The sequence below is a fragment of the Bacillus bruguierae genome (assembly GCF_037104725.1).
In the GTDB taxonomy this organism is placed as follows: Bacteria; Bacillota; Bacilli; order Bacillales; family Bacillaceae_G; genus Bacillus_A; species Bacillus_A bruguierae.
Genome location: NZ_JBAWSX010000013.1, coordinates 1 through 17,420, shown reverse-complemented (window position 1 = coordinate 17,420; position 17,420 = coordinate 1). Strand labels below are relative to the sequence as shown.

Here is a 17,420-nt window from a genome sequence, read left to right as displayed (position 1 = left end):
TTTTCCAAGCAATTGAACTGCTTCCTCAATTTCTTGGTCCAGTTCTTATTACTATTTACGTTGCGCTGCAGCACAAAAGACTTCCTTGCACTATGCAATTCATAGCAATCATAGCTGCATTAGCGGGTACGTATTTTCTTATTACCAACGGATCAATTGAAAATATTATTCTTTCTAAACAAGCAATAGTATTTGGTATTTTAACAGCAATCGGCTTTGCTTTTTACACGCTCCATCCTGCTTCTCTTATTAAATAGTGGGGGACATCGGTAATCGTTGGTTGGGGGATGTTACTCGGAGGAATTTCCTTGTTTCTACATAATCAAAAATTCCATTTTCAGCATATAGCAAATACATTAACGATAAGTACATTTTCTATACTTATTCTTATCATTATAAGTGGCACACTTTCTTTTCTTCTCTATATCGGTAGTCTAAAATATTTATCTGCAACAGAAACGAGCATTTTATCAAGTATTGAACCACTCGTAGCAGCTATTGTTTCGATTATCTGGTTGAATGAGTCGTTTGGAACATATCAATTATTAGGCGGTGCTTTCATTATTGTCGCAGTCATTTTTTTGACCCTGCCAGAAAAAGAAGTAAAACCAAAATTAGCAACCGAACGCATGTAAAAGAAAGTAGCAAAACATAGTATTTTCCTTCCAGTCACAAAAAAGAGATAAGGTTTCATTATTGTTTTAATCCCTTATCTCTTTTGCTTTCCTACATTAATAGCTGGATCTTTCTTATTTCACTGAATATACTTTTTGACCTGGCAATTCTAAACAGTTCAGCTGGCCGCCGTATACAGCCCCGCCATCAATACCAATGATACGATTTTCGCCAAAATACACGCCAAAATTCTCGTTATTACCGTGAAGAAGTTTCGTTTCTGTATGCCCAAAGACAACGGTCTTCTCACCATTATATCCATTATGAAACTCATTTCTAATCCACATCAATGTATGCGCATCTGTTTCAGAAATAGGTGTCATTGGTTGTACGCCCGCATGAACAAAAATGTACTCATCTGTTTCAATATAGTGGTCTAATCCTTGAATAAATTCTAAATGTTTCTCTAACACTTCAGAATGTAACTGCGGTCTTATAAATTCCTCTTCATTTACAGCAATATCACTTTCAGAAAAACCGTAGCTATGTAACGTTTGATCCCCTCCATTTCTCTTTACCCAATGATTCCAAAACTTTTCTTCCTCTGTCGTTAAAGCTTTTATCATCATATCTTCATGATTACCTTTTAAGACAAACGCGCCGGCTTCTTTTAATTGCATCACTTTTTCAATTACTTCTTTAGCATTCGGACCACGATCTACATAATCTCCTAGCAAAATGAGTTGATCCTCTTTTGAAGTGTATTCAACTTTTTCTAATAACATTTCAAATCTCTCTAGTTCACCATGAATATCACTGATCACAAGCGTCCTTCTCATATGTATTTCCTTCTTTCTAATTTATAAAAGTTAATTTATATTATAGAGAGACTTTATTAATATCGCAATTTTCCAACTAGAAAGACATTATTAAAATAAAAGACTAGCATCTATTTAGATGCTAGTCTTTTCCACATACTTCTTGTATGATTGGTGTTTTGATCTTTACAGCAATCATACAATTTAATTGTTTTGCGTCCTGTAAAACAGTATTTTTCATACAATCCGCCAAAAATAACTTAACTTTTAAAAGGAAGATTATACTTTGTCAACCATTCCTTCATAACATTCAATAATTCCTCTTGAATCCCTTTATTCACAAGCCCTTTATATTCTTTCATTAGCCCTAGCATTGTATGATCTTTATCAACTTCTCGTAAAATGTGGTTCATATTAGGGATGATATGCCACTCCGTCTCACCTGCTGCATATTCCGCAATATCCCTTGCCTGCTCTGGCGGTACTTGTATATCCTTATCTCCAGTAATCGCTAAAACAGGACATTCAACTCTCTCTAAATACTCTACGACATTGTATTGAAATTGTTCACGTATCCACTTTGCATTTACCTTTACTCCTTTAATTCGCGTAACAGGCTTTGAGGATTGTTGTATTTTTTCCATAACTGCTTCATTTTGTTTCTGCATACGTTGTGGAAGTTTTAAAAAACGGTATAGCCATCCTCGAAATCCGGATGCTGCTTCTAATTCTTTAACTGCCATTTTCATTTGTTTTGACAGTAATGTTTTTGAAGGTTCAGCCGCACCGCTAAGTAGAATTAAATTGGCCACCGATTCTCTTACATAAATAGCGGGCGCAAGTAAAGCTCCTTCACTATGACCTACAATTACAATTCGCTTTGGATCAATTTGTGGATGCTCCTTTAAAAAACGTACACAAGCAACTCCATCATCAATTAAATCTGTAACACCTGTTTCATAATAATTCCCTTCACTTTTATGCGTACCACGCTTATCATAACGAAAAGTCGCAAATCCTAACGAAGTGAAATAGTCCGCTAAGTCTTTATATAAACGTAGTGGTAAACCGCGAACATTTCCATCCCGGTCCCCTTTTCCCGTTCCACCAATAAGTAAAATAGCTGGATATGTTGCTGCATCATATGCTGGAATTGTTAACGTTCCTTGAAGTGAAACTATACTTTCAATTGTAACGAACAATTCTTTCCCCATATTGTTTATTCTCCCTTCTTATTTCTTTCAGGAATAATAATTGTTGAAATCGTTCTTCGCTTTCGCTCTGGAGATGGTTTACGCTCCATCGCTTTAAAAAATACTCCACTCATTTCCTCTACAAACTCTTTAAATTCCTCATCACTCATATAAAAACTTGCTTGCCGATATCCGACTCCATCTTTTTCGAAATCTACATGATCTTGCTGCAAGTAATCTTTAAAACTTGCCATAATATGGGTGACAAACATCATAAAATATTGCATATGTTCTTCTTTCGTTACGTCTTGTAAATCCTTTTGCGAAACACTAGCCATACTGTGATTCAAGGCATATAACTTTTCAACCGTTCCTCGTATTTGTGTTTCCTGAGCAACTTGTAATATATGTGCTGTCGTTAGTTTTTCTAAGTGGCGATATAACGTCGCTTGTGGAATATGCGGTAACTTTTTTGCAAGCTGCTTTGCTGTTAATTTCTCTCCTCCGATAAATTCTTGAATCAATTGAAAACGGATTGGATGAAACAGAATATCCATCTTTTTTTCTTTCATGTATCTACACCTATCCCTTTTATTACATCTTATGATTATATTATCAAAAATGATAACAAAAATACATACAAAACAATCTTTAATTAATATTAAAAATATTGATCGATAACAACAAATAGAACCCTTCGGTATATCATTTTTCATTACAAAAAAAACGAGTACTTGTATACCTACACACATACTCGTTTTTGTCTTTTTTATATTTTAATAAAATAAAACTTATTCACAGCCCGTTATTAACAAGTCATCTTCTACTTTACACAATACTGTATTCGTATCTACTTCCTGTCCAACTACTACATCTACAGACAATACATTTCCACTAATCCCAACCGCTGCTTCTTCTAATATCCCTTTATTATTTCTAATAATAAGTAGCTTTTCCCATTCATATACATAAGACTTTTCATTAATTAACACTTCTTCTACTACTCCATTACATGGGCTATAAATGCTTTCAATAACTGCTTTCATACGAGCTCTACTCCTTGCTTTCCTATTCAAAATCTCATTTTCCTCACCCATTCTATCACCGTTATTTCAGATCTTTTATATTTTAAAAGATTTGAATTGTATTACATTTTCTAGTTAGCTATACTAAAATAGTAAACCCTCTAGACACACTAGAGGGTTTACTATATAAATCCATTTTCATTTTTCAACATATAAGTCGCTATACCGAATACAGCATGCCCTGTACTTTTGTTTTAAACATCGCATGTAGTAGGAAAAAGCCTTGACCGCTTCTATGCACGGCCAGATGCTCTCGTTCCCCTAAAAGGAAAGGGGATTTTTATGTTGCTTTTTAACCCGTATATATTTTTTTACTGCTCACTATTTTCCTTCTTACTTTCTTCCCCTACTTGTACAACGGACTTCTCACTAACAGGTTGCTGTGTTGTACTTTTTCCCGCAAAACTTTCCAGCAATTCTTTTAAATCAATACCGGAAGAAGCCTTCAAAGTTTCTTGCATCGTTGCCATCAAGTCAGTCGCATAACCTGCAACTTTACCAGCACCGCTGTTTTTTCCACCGCCGCCGGTATCCACAACAGTAATTTTATCAATATTACTAAGCGGGCTTGCAATCTCCTTCGCATAGCTTGGTAACATTTTCAATACCATATCCATAATTGCTGCTTGGCCGTATAGTTCAAATGCTTCAGCAATTTTTTGTTTTGCTTCCGCTTCAGCAAGACCTTTCAGTTTAATAACATCTGCTTCTGCTGTACCTTGTGCTTTTTGTACTTCTGCTTTTGCTTGTCCTTGTGCTTTTTCAATTTCGGCTTTCGCCAAACCTTCTACTCGTACTTCTTCTGCACGCGCTTTTGCTTCTGCTTCAATTTTATATTGCTGGGCATCAGCTTGTTTCATTTGTTGCACTTTTTCTGCTTCCGCCGCTTGCTCAACTGCATAACGATCAGCATCTGCTTTTTTCTTCACTTCTGCATCGTATTGTTTTTCACGACGCGCAATTTCTTTTTCCTCTAATTCAATTTGTTTTTCACGCTCAATAATTTTCACTCGCATTTGCTCTTCTGTTACACCTTGCTGCGCCTTTGCTTGCTGTAATTCATAGGAAAGGTCCGCATCGGCACGTGCTTGTTCTTGTTCTCTTTTATATGATTGCACCTTTAATTCTTTATGTTTCTCTGCTTCAGCAATTTGTGCATCACGCTGATACTCTGCTTCTTTTGCTTCTTTTTCGGCACGCGCTTTCTCAATTCGTGCTTCTTTTTCTCGTTCTGCGTTTGCAATTTGCGCATCACGTTTTACCGTCGCAATTTGCGGCTGACCAAGCGCATCTAAATATCCATTTTTATCACTAATTTCTTTAATCGTAAATGATACAATGCGCAGTCCCATTTTTTTCAAATCAGTAGAAGCAACTTCATGTACTTTCTGGGCAAACTGTTCCCTGTTACTATACGCGTCTTCTACTGTCATCGAAGAAAGAATTGCTCGTAAATGTCCTTCTAACACTTCTTTTGCCTCTACCTTCAGTTCTTCTGTTTCTTTTCCTAAATATTGTTCTGCTGCTGTTGATACTTCCTCAATTGTAGAACCCACCTTAATAATAGAAACACCATTTACTGTTACCGGAACACCTTGCTTCGTATATGTATCACGTGTTCCTACTTCTAACTTATAGTTTAATAGGCTAAGAGGTTCTGCTTGTTGCATAATCGGTACAACAAATGTACCGCCGCCGCGAATAATTTTAATCTTCTTGCCATCATCTGTTGTAACAACATTTTTCCCGCTTCCTAAACCACTTCCCGTTACAATCAACGCTTCATCGGGTCCAACCGTTCGATATTTCGTAATAAAGACTAAAATCAGAATAGCTAATATCGCTAACAAAACACCACCAATAATTAATGGAACCATAGTAACTCCTCCTTATCATTTCGGTTTCTTTAAAGAAATTGCTAAATTTTGTACAAATAAAACACCGTCTTGCACTGCCTCAACAATGACATAAGATCCTTGTAAAATATCTTTCTTTCCTATCGTCTTAGCTGGCATCGCATTACTGCCAAATTGAGAAGCCAGCAAAACCTCACCTAGCCCTTCTTTCGGAATCGTTATAATCACTTCTCCCTTGCAACCAATAAATTCTTCCATGCGGTGCATTGTATTTTGCTCCGCTTTAGAAATTGGAGCTAAAACAAGCATTTTCATTGTAATCACACCAACAAGTGCAAGAAAAAAAGAAATAACAAAAATAGAAATACTGCTCCATGGAAATATATATTCTAATATGTAACCAAATCCACATAGCATCGCAAGAAAACTAAATAAAAGTGTAAAAGGCGAAGTGGCTCCGCTTGATATACTAAAAAGGGATTCTAAAATATCACCGAAAAGCAAATAAAGAATGGCAATAGCTGCAGTTATAATAAGCCCATATAAATAGATTGTTTCAATTGGAAAGTTAAATAACATACTGCTTCACTCCTTTCAACATAAGTGAAACTTGTTAACAGGTTCTTATTTAATATATATTCTCCCCCCTTTTTTGTTATCTTAATTTTCAGTTATTTTGTTTTTTGAAAAAAGAGCCTTATACTGCAGACTCCAAAAAAGAACAGGAGAAAGCTACGTTGACAGCCTCCTCCTGAAAATAAACTACTATATTATATATTTATATAATATAAAATTTTACACAAAAAGTAAAGTCATATATATATTGGAATTTTCCCTTACAATCCACTCGCCTTCTCCTTTTGTTTTAAACCTGGCATGTGGCAGAAATAGGCCCTCACCGCTTCTATGTACGGCCAGATGCTCTCGCCCTCCTAAAAAAGAAAAGGGGTTTTTATGTTGATTTTTAAATTTGTATTTATATAGCCTCTTACTCGATAATTTACCACTTGGCTGTTACTTTGTAGACGAACTTCTTTTAAATACAGAATCAAAATATGGTGAGTAACTTTCTTATTATATGAAAGATTTTGTAATAGAAGAAAATAATACGACAGATGGTTTATTATTTAATCACATACAAACAAAAACCCCTGTATTTAGGGGTTCAAGCCATCTTTTCATTCGATTCTTCACGGAAAAAGCTCTTCATCGCATGAAACACATCAGCTTTTTGTTTTAAAATATAATAGCGAAACTTCTCATCTTTCACATTTTTATATGCTGACATGAGTGTACTGTGGCGATTGTACTGGTTCACCTCTCCATACCCAAACATATTAGATACTTTCATCAACTCCTGCACAAGTTTGACACAACGTGCATTATCAGATGTTAAATTATCCCCATCCGAGAAATGGAATGGGTATATATTATAGCGGTCTGGAGAATATTTTGTTTCGATCAATTCTAATGCTTTTCTATATGCTGATGAACAAATCGTTCCACCGCTTTCACCTTTTGAGAAAAATTCTTCTTCTGTGACAACTTTTGCTTCTGTATGGTGTGCGATAAATTCAATATCAACTGTTTCATATTTTGTACGTAAAAAGCGAGACATCCAGAAGAAAAAGCTACGAGCCATATATTTTTCCCAAAGGCCCATCGAACCGCTCGTATCCATCATTGCTAACACAACAGCTTTTGATTCTGGTTTCAAAACTTCGTTCCACGTACGGAATTTTAAATCTTCTCGTTTAATTGGATGAAAGGTTGGATTGCCACTCATTGCATTTCGTTTATACGCAGACATCATCGTCCGTTTTTTATCAATGTTCCCCCAAAGACCCGTTTTGCGAATGTCGTTAAATTCAATGTGTTCAATGCGATTTTCATCCAGTTCTTTCCTCTTCAAATTAGGGAGCTCTAACTCTTTAAAAAATGCTTGCTCAAGCTCTAAAATCGATACTTCTGCCTCGTAGTAATCTTCTCCTGCCGAGTCTCCTGCGCCTTTTCCTTTTCCTGCTCCTTTTTGTTTTTGACCGCTAGATCCATCTCTCGCTACAACATCACCCACTTTACTATCACCTGTTCCTTGACCAACATGCTTATTTTTATCATAGTTATAACGAATTTTATATTCATCTAGTGAACGAATTGGTATTTTTACAACATCCCTGCCATTGGACATGATAATACTTTCTTCTGTAACAAGGTCTGGTAAATTATTTTTTATTGCCTCCTGTACTTTTTCTTGATGACGTTGCTGATCATCATGTCCTTTACGATGGAGGGACCAATTTTCCTGTGAAATCGTATAATTGGATTGATTTTCTTCTGTCATTCCTTTCCCTCCTTACATAGTTTTTTATGCTTTCATTAAAATACATCCTAAAACATAAGCTTCTTAGTTAGAACATAAGCAACGAAAAAATACACTTCCATAATTAAGAAAGAAACACAATGCATTGTTGCACACTTTACAGCTAGGCAACATATTGTATTGTGTTGACTTTTTTCTGTATGAATGGTTGGTTACTCTATCATATGCTCATTGTGAAAATAATTGACAAATAAATTCATAAGATTGCATTTTAATTTATTCATAGTGGACAAGCATGACCTATATATAAATTCCAGTTAAAAACGGCATAAAAACCTTTTCTTTTTAGGGAGGACGAGAGCATCTGGCCATGCATAGAAGCGGTCAGGGCCTTTTTCTGCCACTTGCCATGTTTTAAACAAAGGGAGCAGGCGAGTGCAAGTCATTTTGTGTTCTATATGGCAGTGGCTTATGTGTCTGAACATTAAAATGGATTTATATAAAGTTACGTTGAAAAACGGCATAAAACCTCTTTCTTTTTAGGAGGACGAGAGCGTCTGGCCATGCATAGAAGCGGTCAGGGCCTTTTTCTGCCACTTGCCATGTTTTAAACAAAGGAAGCAAGTAGCGGGCATGTTTTGTTCTGCATAGCGGTAACTTATATGTTGAACAAAAGATACAAAAAAACTGCCTCAAATAAGAGACAGCTTTTCTTTTTCTACAACTATGACTATTATCGATTTAATAAGCTACCTACATAGCGGAGCAATTCGTTTGCCGATGTGGAATTGTAGCCATGTTCATCAATTAACCTTGCTACAACATCATTAATTTTCTTCAATTGATTCTCATCCGGTGTTTTCGTTGACGTCGTAATTTTGACAACATCCTTCAAATCAGCGAATAATTTCTTCTGAATTGCCTCGCGAAGACGTTCATGCGAATTATAATCAAATCGCTTCCCTTTGCGAGCATATGCAGAAATGCGAATTAAAATTTCTTCACGGAACGCTTTCTTCGCGTTTTCAGAAATACCAATTTGTTCTTCAATAGAACGCATAAGTTTTTCATCAGGACTCATTTCTTCTCCAGTTAACGGGTCACGCAGTTTCGACTTATTGCAATATGCTTCTACGTTATCTAAATAATTATCCATAAGTGTCTTCGCTGATTCTTCATATGAATATACAAACGCTTTTTGTACTTCTTTCTTCGCAATTTCATCATACTCTTTACGCGCTAATGAAATGAAATTCATGTAGCGTTCACGATCTTCATTACTAATGGATGGATGTTGATCTAATCCATCCTTTAAAGAACGTAATACATCTAAGGCATTAATTGACGCTACTTCTTTACGAATAATCGTAGAAGAAATACGGTTTATTACATAACGCGGATCAATTCCACTCATACCTTCATCTTGATATTCCCGCTGTAATTCTTCTACATCAATAGAATTGTATCCTTCCACCATCTCACCATCATATAAACGCATTTTCTTAATTAAATCGATGTCTGGCCGCTTCGGATCTTTTAAGCGCGTTAAAATTGTAAACGTCGCTGCAACGCGAAATGTATGCGGTGCAATATGCACATCAGAAACATCACTTTCATGAATCATCTTCTCATAAATATGCTCTTCTTCACTTACCCGTAAATTATATGGAATTGGCATTACAATAATCCGTGAATGAAGTGCTTCATTTTTCTTATTAGAAATAAAGGAACGATATTCTGTTTCATTCGTATGAGCAACAATTAGCTCATCTGCGGAGATTAATGCAAATCGACCTGCTTTAAAATTTCCTTCTTGCGTTAGTGATAATAAATGCCATAAAAATTTTTCATCACATTTTAACATCTCTTGAAATTCCATCATTCCGCGGTTTGCTTTATTTAACTCCCCGTCAAAACGGTAAGCACGCGGATCAGATTCTGAACCATATTCAGCAATAGTAGAAAAATCGATACTACCTGTTAAATCAGCAATATCTTGTGATTTCGGATCAGATGGACTAAATGTTCCAATCCCCGTTCTCCGATCTTCCGAGAAGAAAATACGCTCGACAATTACATCTTCAATTCTGCCGCCGTATTCTTTTTCTAAACGCATTAAGTTTAGTGGTGATAAATTCCCTTCAATCCGCACTCCATACTCTGCATAAAAATCATCACGTAAATGATGCGGAATAAGATGAAGCGGATCTTCATGCATGGGACAACCTTTTATTGCAAAAACCGAACCGCGATCAGTATGTGAATATGCCTCTAATCCACGCTTTAACATTGTAACTAATGTAGATTTCCCGCCGCTAACTGGTCCCATTAATAATAAAATTCGTTTTCTTACGTCTAATCGTTTTGCAGATGGATGAAAATATTCTTCTACAAGACGTTCTAATGCTTCTTCTAACCCAAATAATTGATTACTGAAGAAATTATATTTTCTTCTGCCATCTACTTCTTCAATTCCAGCATCCTTTATCATATTATAAATACGAGAATGTGCTGTTTGTGCTACCCATGGTCTTTCTTTTAGAATTTCTAAATAGTCAGCAAATGTCCCTTCCCACTTTAAACGCTCTTCTGCTTCCCGGTGCTGTTCGATTTTCTTTAAAATATCCATTATAGCTCCTCCCCCATCTCCTTGTTCAAGCGGATTATTATAAAAGTATGCGAGGATGTCCTTAAACATTCATACGAATCAAAATGAAATCATACACAAACTTTTATAAAGTTTATTACCTAAATTGATAGAAAATTCGATATAATAAAAATGATAGAGATAAATATGAATGGGGGCTATTCTCATGAAGCTTTTATTAATTTTAGGTGTTATGCTCACATTTCTTACTGCTATTTTTACATCAGGATACAATGATAAACCAAGAACAAAATAAAAAGTGATGAGCTTGCTCATCACTTTTTACCTGTTATAAAATAAAGTCTCTCCATATGACAGCTTTTAATAAACAATTTCTACATCTAATCCTGGATAATTTTGTTGACGTAATGCCTCATAAATTAAAATAGCGGCAGTATTAGATAAGTTTAAAGAACGAACTTTATCAGTCATTGGAATGCGTAAGCAACGATTAAAATTATGTTCAATAACATTTGCTGGAAGACCATTTGTTTCTCTTCCAAATACAAAATAATAATCTTTTTCTACGTTACTATAATCAAATGTTGTGTGTGCTTTCTCTCCATACTTTGTTAAGTAGAAAAACTCACCATTTTCATTTTTCTCATAAAATTCCTCAATAGAGTCATAATACGTAATTTTTACGTGTTCCCAATAATCTAATCCAGCACGCTTTAACGCTTTATCGTCAGTAGAAAATCCAAGCGGTCTAATTAAGTGTAATTCTGCACCTGTTGCTGCACAACTACGCGCAATATTACCTGTATTCGCTGGAATTTCTGGTTGATATAAAACAACATGTATTCCCACAATGTTCACCTCAATCTTTTTCTACTACGTATTATACCACTTGGATAAAAAATCTCTAGTCATTATCAAGAATATGAAAAAACTTATATTTCATTTGCGGTGTATACTTACTTGAATCTTCATAATCCCAATAACGTCTGCGACTATTGGCAGAATGTGCATTTACAAGAGGCATACCATTAGCATCTTTTGCCACGACAATTGTCGTATGATTCCATCTTCCATCATTTTCAAAATCGTATACAATGATATCTCCAAGCATTAGATCCTGTGGCTTCTCAACTCGCTTTGCTCGAAGTCCTAGAGAATCACTTGATAAGTACCAATGAAAAGAATGAGCTACCGCCCAGCTCCAGCTCCATTGGCGATTTTGCTGCCACCATCCACTGCGAATATTCGGATATCCAGTCATTGGTGTTTTACCAGCATGCAGACATTGCGAAATAAAATTTGTACAATTATCTTGGAAGTTCTGATAAGCTGGATTCCGATCATCCCACCACCGCTCTGCATATTTCACTGCCTCTAAGCGATTATAACTGTATGGAATATATTGTCCTTTTCCCTTTGTTACTTCACGTTCTAACGTTCCAACTTTCTGTTCATCTATCGGCGTTCCAATTGCTATATCTTGCTTGATACATCCATCTTCTAATCGTAAACGCCTCTCCATTTGTTCTTCCTCTACATAAAATAAATGATGATGACGAATAAAATACTGAAAATGAATTTGATAATCTACTTCATCATAGTTCACACCTTTTAACTGTCTAAGAAAAGATACGTTAGCATTGCTTTTTACAATCTCAGCATTACGTCTTTTAAAGAGCTTCTTTTTACGGTGTAACATGTCAACAATATCATCTGAAATTTCTGCTTCATTCATACGTTTATTTGTTATATAATCCAATTTCCTTTGCAGACACTGTTGAAGATGCTGTTTTACAGACATAGAGTCTCCCCTCCCCTTATTACAATATGAGGGACTGAAGGATAATCTGCTATTTTTTCTTAGCTAATAGTTCAAGGCCACGATTCATCTCATGAAGCACTTCTTCATCTTTTTCCCGCTCTTTCGTTTTTTCAATCGCCTCTTGCACCCCTTCTCCGCCAATTTTTCCTAATGCCCATGCCGCTGTGCCGCGAATAACAGGACGAGGATCTTCTTTCATTACAGCAATTAAATCAGGAATGGCCGTTTCGTCTTTAAAATGAGCCAGTGCCAAGATTGCATTTCGTTGTAACGGCTTTTTCCCTCGCCACGATCCAGACATGATCCCATACTTTTCTTTAAAATCGCGATTACTAATGGTCAGAAGGGGTTTTAATAGCGGCTTTACAAGTTCAGGGTCAGGTTCCATTTCTGGATGATTATGAAAATCTATCCCTTTGTTTTTCGGACAAACAGTTTGGCACGTATCGCATCCGTAAATGCGATTTCCAATCTTGTCTCGATATTCTTCCGGAAGAAATCCTTTCGTTTGCGTTAAAAACGCAATACATTTTTGAGAATTTAATTGTCCGCCTTGGACAAGCGCCCCTGTCGGACAAACATCAATACACTTCGTACAGCTCCCGCACTGATCTTCAATTGGAGTATCTGGTGGAAAAGGAATATTTGTAATCATCTCGCCCAAATAAACATACGAACCAAATTCCGGCGTAATAATGGAACAGTTCTTTCCGCTCCATCCAATGCCTGCTCGCTCTGAAACAGCACGGTCGCTTAATTCTCCCGTATCTACCATAGATTTGACTTCTATATTGGGTAAACGTTCAATTAAATATGCCTCCAGCTTCTCTAAACGATCACGCAAAACAAGATGATAATCTTGTCCCCAAGAAGCACGGCAAAAAATCCCTCGTCTCTCTCCTCGTTTGCTTTGTGGTGCATTTTTTAACTTCGAAGGATACGCCAATGCAATAGCAATAATTGATTTTGCACCTGGCAATAACAATTCCGGATTCGTTCTCTTTTCTATATCCGATTCTTCAAAACCGGATTGATATCCTAATTGTTGCTGCTGAATAAGACGTTGCTTTAATTCCTCAAATGGCGTGGCACTCGCAAACCCTATCTTATCAATACCAATTGTTTTACTATACGCAATAACATCTTGTTTTAATTGTTCAAAATTCACATTTACTCTCCTTATAACATGCATATTTATTTTATTTCACAAGCAGTCATTTTGCTTCCATTACTCATTAGTCAAAAGCATTTGCAATATATCATAACGAATTACACATTACTATTTTTACATATATCCATGCACTCAAAACATAAAAAAACGCAATGCCTCGTTTATCTAAGAAACGAAACACTGCGTTGATCACAATGATTATAAAAATACGAAATAATTTCTGGAGCGGGTGAAGAGAATCGAACTCTCGACCAGAGCTTGGAAGGCTCTTGTTTTACCACTAAACTACACCCGCAAATATTAAGAAAATATTAATTTTCGGTTAACTTATGTTAAGAAGTATAGCATGTAATATAAGGCGGTGCAATAATTTTATCGAAAAAAGTCGAAAAAGTGATGAATATCTCATCACTTTTTCGTAACTTTATCAATTGCCGCCTTAATACTATCATAATCTGGATTAACAAGTTTACCATTTATATATATAGATGGTGCACCTTGTACTTTTAATTTTTGAGCAAGGTCAAAATCTTTCTGTACTTTATCTTTTATTTCCTTACTCTTTACATCTTTTTTAAACTTCTCTACATCAATCGTAGGTAGCTTTTGTTTTACTATATCTAATATTAAATCCTCTGTAATCCACTCTTCTTTTTCATTCTTTTGATTTTGATATATTTCATCATAAAATGTCCAAAAAGCTTTTGGATCTTGCTTATAAATCGCTTCTCCAGCTGCTGCACCTAAATCAGAGTCTTTCCCGATAAAAGGAAAATTAATGAAATGAAGCTGAACTTTCCCTTTATTAATATACTCTTCCTTTAAGCGTGGCAATACAGTTACATCCCATGTACGACAAGCTGGGCATTTAAAATCTCCAAATTCAACAATATGAATCGTAGCATCTTTCTCTCCTAAAGATTGCTGCGAGCCATATAAAAACGTATCTTTTCCTTTTTCCTTCTTATCGTTCACAATACTATATACAATTGTCCCAATTACAATAAGCACTGCAACAGAAAAAATAACACCGAGAATCATAATATTTTTTGACTTCATATACATTCCTCTTTAATGTTTTATTCTTTGTATGCCACTATACATACAATATTTATGATATCAATTCTCATATAAACAGTCCATTGAAGTAGCTCATAAAATAAGCAAAATCAAACAAATGTGACAATATTGTGTCTCAATTCGTTTCTATTCATTCACATAAAAAGAGTAAGTTCTTTTTGAACTTACTCTTAACTCACAGCTTTCACACGCTCTGCTGGTTGATTATTAGGAATATCATGACGAATAACAAGTTTTTCACTTGCAGCTTGTACATATTCAGCATGAGTAATATATCCTTCTCGCTCCATGAGCTTCAACACAATATTACGTCTTTCTACAGCCTTATCATAATTTTGTATTGGAGAATAATAAGCTGGTGCTTTCACAACAGCCGCTAACATAGCACTTTCACTTAATGTTAATTGATCTACCTGCTTATCAAAATAAAGTTTCGCAGCTTTCTCAATGCCCCATGCTCCTTCTCCATAATAAATATTGCTTACATAAAGTTTTAAAATCTCATTTTTCGTAAATGTTCGCTCTATTTTTTTTGCATAGAAAACTTCATTCCATTTACGAGAAAATGTTCGGTCACTTGTTAAAAAAACATTTTTTGCAAGTTGCTGAGTAATTGTACTGCCACCTTGTACAACACCACCAGCCTTTATATTTTCTACTGTAGCTCTAACAATTGCAATATAATCTAATCCATTATGATGATAGAACCTCTTATCCTCAGTTGCGATAAATGCATTCCCTAATTGCTCTGGTAACTCAAATTGAGCAGGTACTGTCAATTTACTTATATCCTTACTTTCAATCATTTTATTTCCAGCAAACACTAGCATACAACTTAGCAATAATAATAATATAAGGGCTTTATAAAAAATCTTTGCTATCGGAGTTAAAGAAATATTATGATGCAAAGTGCGATATGCTGTTCGTTCCTTCACAACAGACACCCCCATTCCTTTCAACATTCATTACTCTTAATTTAAGAATACCTTTCTTTTTAAAAATATCCAATTGATTTCTCTTACAACTTCCTTACAAATTTGTAATTTTAAGGACTAGAAAGAAAAAAGCGCCTTCTACTACAGTAGAAAACGCTTAATATAATCGATTTATTTACGTTCATAAAAAAAAACGAGTAACCTCGTCTAAACAGTACCGATGGTCGGGGTCGAACCGACACTCCAGAAGGAACACGATTTTGAGTCGTGCGCGTCTGCCAATTCCGCCACATCGGCATAATATGGAGGCGGCAACCGGATTTGAACCGGTGGTAAAGGTTTTGCAGACCTCTGCCTTACCACTTGGCTATGCCGCCATATTAAATTTGGAGCGGAAGACGGGATTCGAACCCGCGACCCCAACCTTGGCAAGGTTGTATTCTACCACTGAACTACTTCCGCAAAAATGGCTGGGCTAGCTGGATTCGAACCAGCGCATGACGGAGTCAAAGTCCGTTGCCTTACCGCTTGGCTATAGCCCACCGAGTTATTAATACATTATATGATGCATTAATTATTTTATTCCTTAAAATATCCGAACCGGACATTTAGTATATTATCACAATCAATTTGTTTTGTAAAGTTATATTTAAAAATGGGGCGACTGATGGGAATCGAACCCACGAGTGTCGGAGCCACAATCCGATGCGTTAACCACTTCGCCACAGCCGCCATATTGTGTTGGCAGGGGCAGTAGGAATCGAACCCACACCGGAGGTTTTGGAGACCTCTGTTCTACCGTTAAACTATGCCCCTATATAAAATATAAATGGTGGAGGGGGGCAGATTCGAACTGCCGAACCCGAAGGAGCGGATTTACAGTCCGCCGCGTTTAGCCACTTCGCTACCCCTCCGAAACTTACATGGTGCCGGCTAGAGGACTTGAACCCCCAACCTACTGATTACAAGTCAGTTGCTCTACCAATTGAGCTAAGCCGGCTTATTTATTTTAAAATGGTGGCTCGGGACGGAATCGAACCGCCGACACGAGGATTTTCAGTCCTCTGCTCTACCGACTGAGCTACCGAGCCTTTATACAAATGGCGGTCCCGACCGGGGTCGAACCGGCGATCTCCTGCGTGACAGGCAGGCATGTTAACCACTACACCACGGGACCATTGGTTGCGGGGACAGGATTTGAACCTGCGACCTTCGGGTTATGAGCCCGACGAGCTACCAGACTGCTCCACCCCGCGATGATACTATTCATTATTTTATATGGTGGAGGATGACGGGATCGAACCGCCGACCCCCTGCTTGTAAGGCAGGTGCTCTCCCAGCTGAGCTAATCCTCCAAAGTGGTGACCCGTACGGGATTCGAACCCGTGTTACCGCCGTGAAAGGGCGGTGTCTTAACCACTTGACCAACGGGCCAAATTTTTTATGGCGGAGAGCAAGGGATTCGAACCCTTGATACGCTTATGACGTATACACGATTTCCAATCGTGCTCCTTCGGCCATCTCGGACAGCTCTCCAATTGGCTCCGCAGGTAGGACTCGAACCTACGACCGATCGGTTAACAGCCGATAGCTCTACCACTGAGCTACTGCGGAATATTGTAAGCCTGGCAACGTCCTACTCTCACAGGGACAAAGTCCCAACTACCATCGGCGCTAGAGAGCTTAACTTCCGTGTTCGGTATGGGAACGGGTGTGACCTCTCTGCCATCATTACCAGACTTATGAAGGTATATTCCTTCAAAACTAGATAACATTTGCTTCATATTATTTGGTTAAGTCCTCGATCTATTAGTATTCGTCAGCTCCACGTGTCACCACGCTTCCACCTCGAACCTATCAACCTGATCATCTTTCAGGGATCTTACTAGCTTAACGCTATGGGAAATCTCATCTTGA

13 protein-coding genes, 16 tRNA genes, 2 rRNA genes and 2 pseudogenes are annotated in these 17,420 nt (G+C 36.8%); 2 read left to right on the top strand and 31 right to left on the bottom strand.

Annotated features, from left to right (window positions below; translation table 11 throughout):
* Positions 1–26: 26 nt before the first annotated feature.
* Positions 27–635: pseudogene (locus WAZ07_RS18965) on the top strand (DMT family transporter); the annotation flags it as partial.
* 114 nt (positions 636–749) lie between these two features.
* Here the strand turns inward: WAZ07_RS18965 and WAZ07_RS18960 are convergent.
* The 6 genes from WAZ07_RS18960 to WAZ07_RS18935 form a co-directional block, all read right to left on the bottom strand.
* The gene (locus tag WAZ07_RS18960; protein ID WP_336473671.1) at positions 750–1,454 is read right to left on the bottom strand and encodes a metallophosphoesterase family protein; all 705 of its coding nucleotides are present in this window, start codon (positions 1,452–1,454) and stop codon (positions 750–752) included.
* 239 nt (positions 1,455–1,693) lie between these two features.
* A complete protein-coding gene (locus WAZ07_RS18955) occupies positions 1,694–2,647 on the bottom strand; it encodes an alpha/beta hydrolase family protein (protein ID WP_336473670.1) in 954 nt (317 codons plus the stop codon).
* Between the two features lie 5 nt (positions 2,648–2,652).
* The gene (locus WAZ07_RS18950) at positions 2,653–3,198 is read right to left on the bottom strand and encodes a helix-turn-helix domain-containing protein (RefSeq protein WP_336473669.1); all 546 of its coding nucleotides are present in this window, start codon (positions 3,196–3,198) and stop codon (positions 2,653–2,655) included.
* A 219-nt stretch (positions 3,199–3,417) separates the two neighbouring features.
* On the bottom strand, positions 3,418–3,672 hold the full coding sequence (locus WAZ07_RS18945) for a hypothetical protein (protein WP_090918813.1): 255 nt from the start codon (positions 3,670–3,672) through the stop codon (positions 3,418–3,420).
* Between the two features lie 350 nt (positions 3,673–4,022).
* Positions 4,023–5,588: a flotillin family protein gene (locus WAZ07_RS18940; RefSeq protein ID WP_336473668.1), complete on the bottom strand. Its 1,566-nt coding sequence runs from the start codon at positions 5,586–5,588 to the stop codon at positions 4,023–4,025.
* Between the two features lie 15 nt (positions 5,589–5,603).
* On the bottom strand, positions 5,604–6,146 hold the full coding sequence (locus WAZ07_RS18935) for a phosphate ABC transporter permease (protein WP_336473667.1): 543 nt from the start codon (positions 6,144–6,146) through the stop codon (positions 5,604–5,606).
* A gap of 397 nt (positions 6,147–6,543) precedes the next feature.
* Here WAZ07_RS18935 and WAZ07_RS18930 point away from each other — a divergent pair.
* Positions 6,544–6,708, top strand: a pseudogene (locus tag WAZ07_RS18930) (S-adenosylmethionine decarboxylase related protein); the annotation flags it as partial.
* Positions 6,709–6,732: 24 nt separating this feature from the next.
* Here WAZ07_RS18930 and yhbH read toward each other — a convergent pair.
* The 25 genes from yhbH to WAZ07_RS18805 form a co-directional block, all read right to left on the bottom strand.
* Positions 6,733–7,908, bottom strand: coding sequence for a sporulation protein YhbH (yhbH, locus tag WAZ07_RS18925; protein WP_336473666.1), 1,176 nt, complete (start codon positions 7,906–7,908; stop codon positions 6,733–6,735).
* A gap of 712 nt (positions 7,909–8,620) precedes the next feature.
* On the bottom strand, positions 8,621–10,516 hold the full coding sequence (locus tag WAZ07_RS18920; RefSeq protein ID WP_090918788.1) for a PrkA family serine protein kinase: 1,896 nt from the start codon (positions 10,514–10,516) through the stop codon (positions 8,621–8,623).
* Between the two features lie 339 nt (positions 10,517–10,855).
* The gene (gene trmL, locus WAZ07_RS18915; protein WP_336473665.1) at positions 10,856–11,344 is read right to left on the bottom strand and encodes a tRNA (uridine(34)/cytosine(34)/5-carboxymethylaminomethyluridine(34)-2'-O)-methyltransferase TrmL; all 489 of its coding nucleotides are present in this window, start codon (positions 11,342–11,344) and stop codon (positions 10,856–10,858) included.
* 55 nt (positions 11,345–11,399) lie between these two features.
* Positions 11,400–12,296, bottom strand: coding sequence for an amidase domain-containing protein (locus WAZ07_RS18910; protein ID WP_336473664.1), 897 nt, complete (start codon positions 12,294–12,296; stop codon positions 11,400–11,402).
* A 49-nt stretch (positions 12,297–12,345) separates the two neighbouring features.
* Positions 12,346–13,485, bottom strand: a complete 1,140-nt coding sequence (gene queG, locus WAZ07_RS18905) for a tRNA epoxyqueuosine(34) reductase QueG (RefSeq protein WP_090918779.1) — start codon at positions 13,483–13,485, stop codon at positions 12,346–12,348.
* Positions 13,486–13,709: 224 nt separating this feature from the next.
* Positions 13,710–13,783, bottom strand: a tRNA-Gly gene (locus WAZ07_RS18900).
* 113 nt (positions 13,784–13,896) lie between these two features.
* Entirely contained in the window at positions 13,897–14,547 is a 651-nt protein-coding gene (locus WAZ07_RS18895) for a DsbA family protein (RefSeq protein WP_336473663.1), read from the bottom strand.
* Positions 14,548–14,738: 191 nt separating this feature from the next.
* Positions 14,739–15,503, bottom strand: coding sequence for a transglycosylase domain-containing protein (locus WAZ07_RS18890; RefSeq protein ID WP_396549320.1), 765 nt, complete (start codon positions 15,501–15,503; stop codon positions 14,739–14,741).
* A 215-nt stretch (positions 15,504–15,718) separates the two neighbouring features.
* Positions 15,719–15,800, bottom strand: a tRNA-Leu gene (locus WAZ07_RS18885).
* 6 nt (positions 15,801–15,806) lie between these two features.
* Positions 15,807–15,880, bottom strand: a tRNA-Cys gene (locus tag WAZ07_RS18880).
* Positions 15,881–15,890: 10 nt separating this feature from the next.
* A tRNA-Gly gene (locus WAZ07_RS18875) sits at positions 15,891–15,965 on the bottom strand.
* Between the two features lie 5 nt (positions 15,966–15,970).
* A tRNA-Gln gene (locus tag WAZ07_RS18870) sits at positions 15,971–16,045 on the bottom strand.
* A 114-nt stretch (positions 16,046–16,159) separates the two neighbouring features.
* Positions 16,160–16,235: transfer RNA gene (locus WAZ07_RS18865), tRNA-His, on the bottom strand.
* Between the two features lie 10 nt (positions 16,236–16,245).
* A tRNA-Trp gene (locus tag WAZ07_RS18860) sits at positions 16,246–16,319 on the bottom strand.
* Positions 16,320–16,333: 14 nt separating this feature from the next.
* Positions 16,334–16,417, bottom strand: a tRNA-Tyr gene (locus WAZ07_RS18855).
* Positions 16,418–16,427: 10 nt separating this feature from the next.
* Positions 16,428–16,503: transfer RNA gene (locus tag WAZ07_RS18850), tRNA-Thr, on the bottom strand.
* A gap of 15 nt (positions 16,504–16,518) precedes the next feature.
* Positions 16,519–16,594: transfer RNA gene (locus WAZ07_RS18845), tRNA-Phe, on the bottom strand.
* 10 nt (positions 16,595–16,604) lie between these two features.
* Positions 16,605–16,680 (bottom strand) — tRNA-Asp (locus WAZ07_RS18840).
* Between the two features lie 2 nt (positions 16,681–16,682).
* Positions 16,683–16,759 (bottom strand) — tRNA-Met (locus WAZ07_RS18835).
* Positions 16,760–16,782: 23 nt separating this feature from the next.
* Positions 16,783–16,858: transfer RNA gene (locus tag WAZ07_RS18830), tRNA-Val, on the bottom strand.
* A 4-nt stretch (positions 16,859–16,862) separates the two neighbouring features.
* Positions 16,863–16,937: transfer RNA gene (locus tag WAZ07_RS18825), tRNA-Glu, on the bottom strand.
* 10 nt (positions 16,938–16,947) lie between these two features.
* Positions 16,948–17,039: transfer RNA gene (locus WAZ07_RS18820), tRNA-Ser, on the bottom strand.
* 3 nt (positions 17,040–17,042) lie between these two features.
* Positions 17,043–17,117: transfer RNA gene (locus tag WAZ07_RS18815), tRNA-Asn, on the bottom strand.
* Between the two features lie 9 nt (positions 17,118–17,126).
* Positions 17,127–17,242 (bottom strand): 5S ribosomal RNA (rrf, locus tag WAZ07_RS18810).
* Between the two features lie 50 nt (positions 17,243–17,292).
* Positions 17,293–17,420, bottom strand: a 23S ribosomal RNA gene (locus WAZ07_RS18805); the annotation flags it as partial.

Bases quoted from the DNA above. Each gene is read 5' to 3' on its own strand.
- WAZ07_RS18920 (WP_090918788.1), bottom strand. From the start codon at position 10,516: ATGGATATTTTAAAGAAAATCGAACAGCACCGGGAAGCAGAAGAGCGT.
- WAZ07_RS18940 (WP_336473668.1), bottom strand. From the start codon at position 5,588: ATGGTTCCATTAATTATTGGTGGTGTTTTGTTAGCGATATTAGCTATT.
- WAZ07_RS18935 (WP_336473667.1), bottom strand. From the start codon at position 6,146: ATGTTATTTAACTTTCCAATTGAAACAATCTATTTATATGGGCTTATT.
- WAZ07_RS18895 (WP_336473663.1), bottom strand. From the start codon at position 14,547: ATGAAGTCAAAAAATATTATGATTCTCGGTGTTATTTTTTCTGTTGCA.
- WAZ07_RS18910 (WP_336473664.1), bottom strand. From the start codon at position 12,296: ATGTCTGTAAAACAGCATCTTCAACAGTGTCTGCAAAGGAAATTGGAT.
- WAZ07_RS18960 (WP_336473671.1), bottom strand. From the start codon at position 1,454: ATGAGAAGGACGCTTGTGATCAGTGATATTCATGGTGAACTAGAGAGA.
- WAZ07_RS18950 (WP_336473669.1), bottom strand. From the start codon at position 3,198: ATGAAAGAAAAAAAGATGGATATTCTGTTTCATCCAATCCGTTTTCAA.
- yhbH (WP_336473666.1), bottom strand. From the start codon at position 7,908: ATGACAGAAGAAAATCAATCCAATTATACGATTTCACAGGAAAATTGG.
- WAZ07_RS18945 (WP_090918813.1), bottom strand. From the start codon at position 3,672: ATGAAAGCAGTTATTGAAAGCATTTATAGCCCATGTAATGGAGTAGTA.
- WAZ07_RS18955 (WP_336473670.1), bottom strand. From the start codon at position 2,647: ATGGGGAAAGAATTGTTCGTTACAATTGAAAGTATAGTTTCACTTCAA.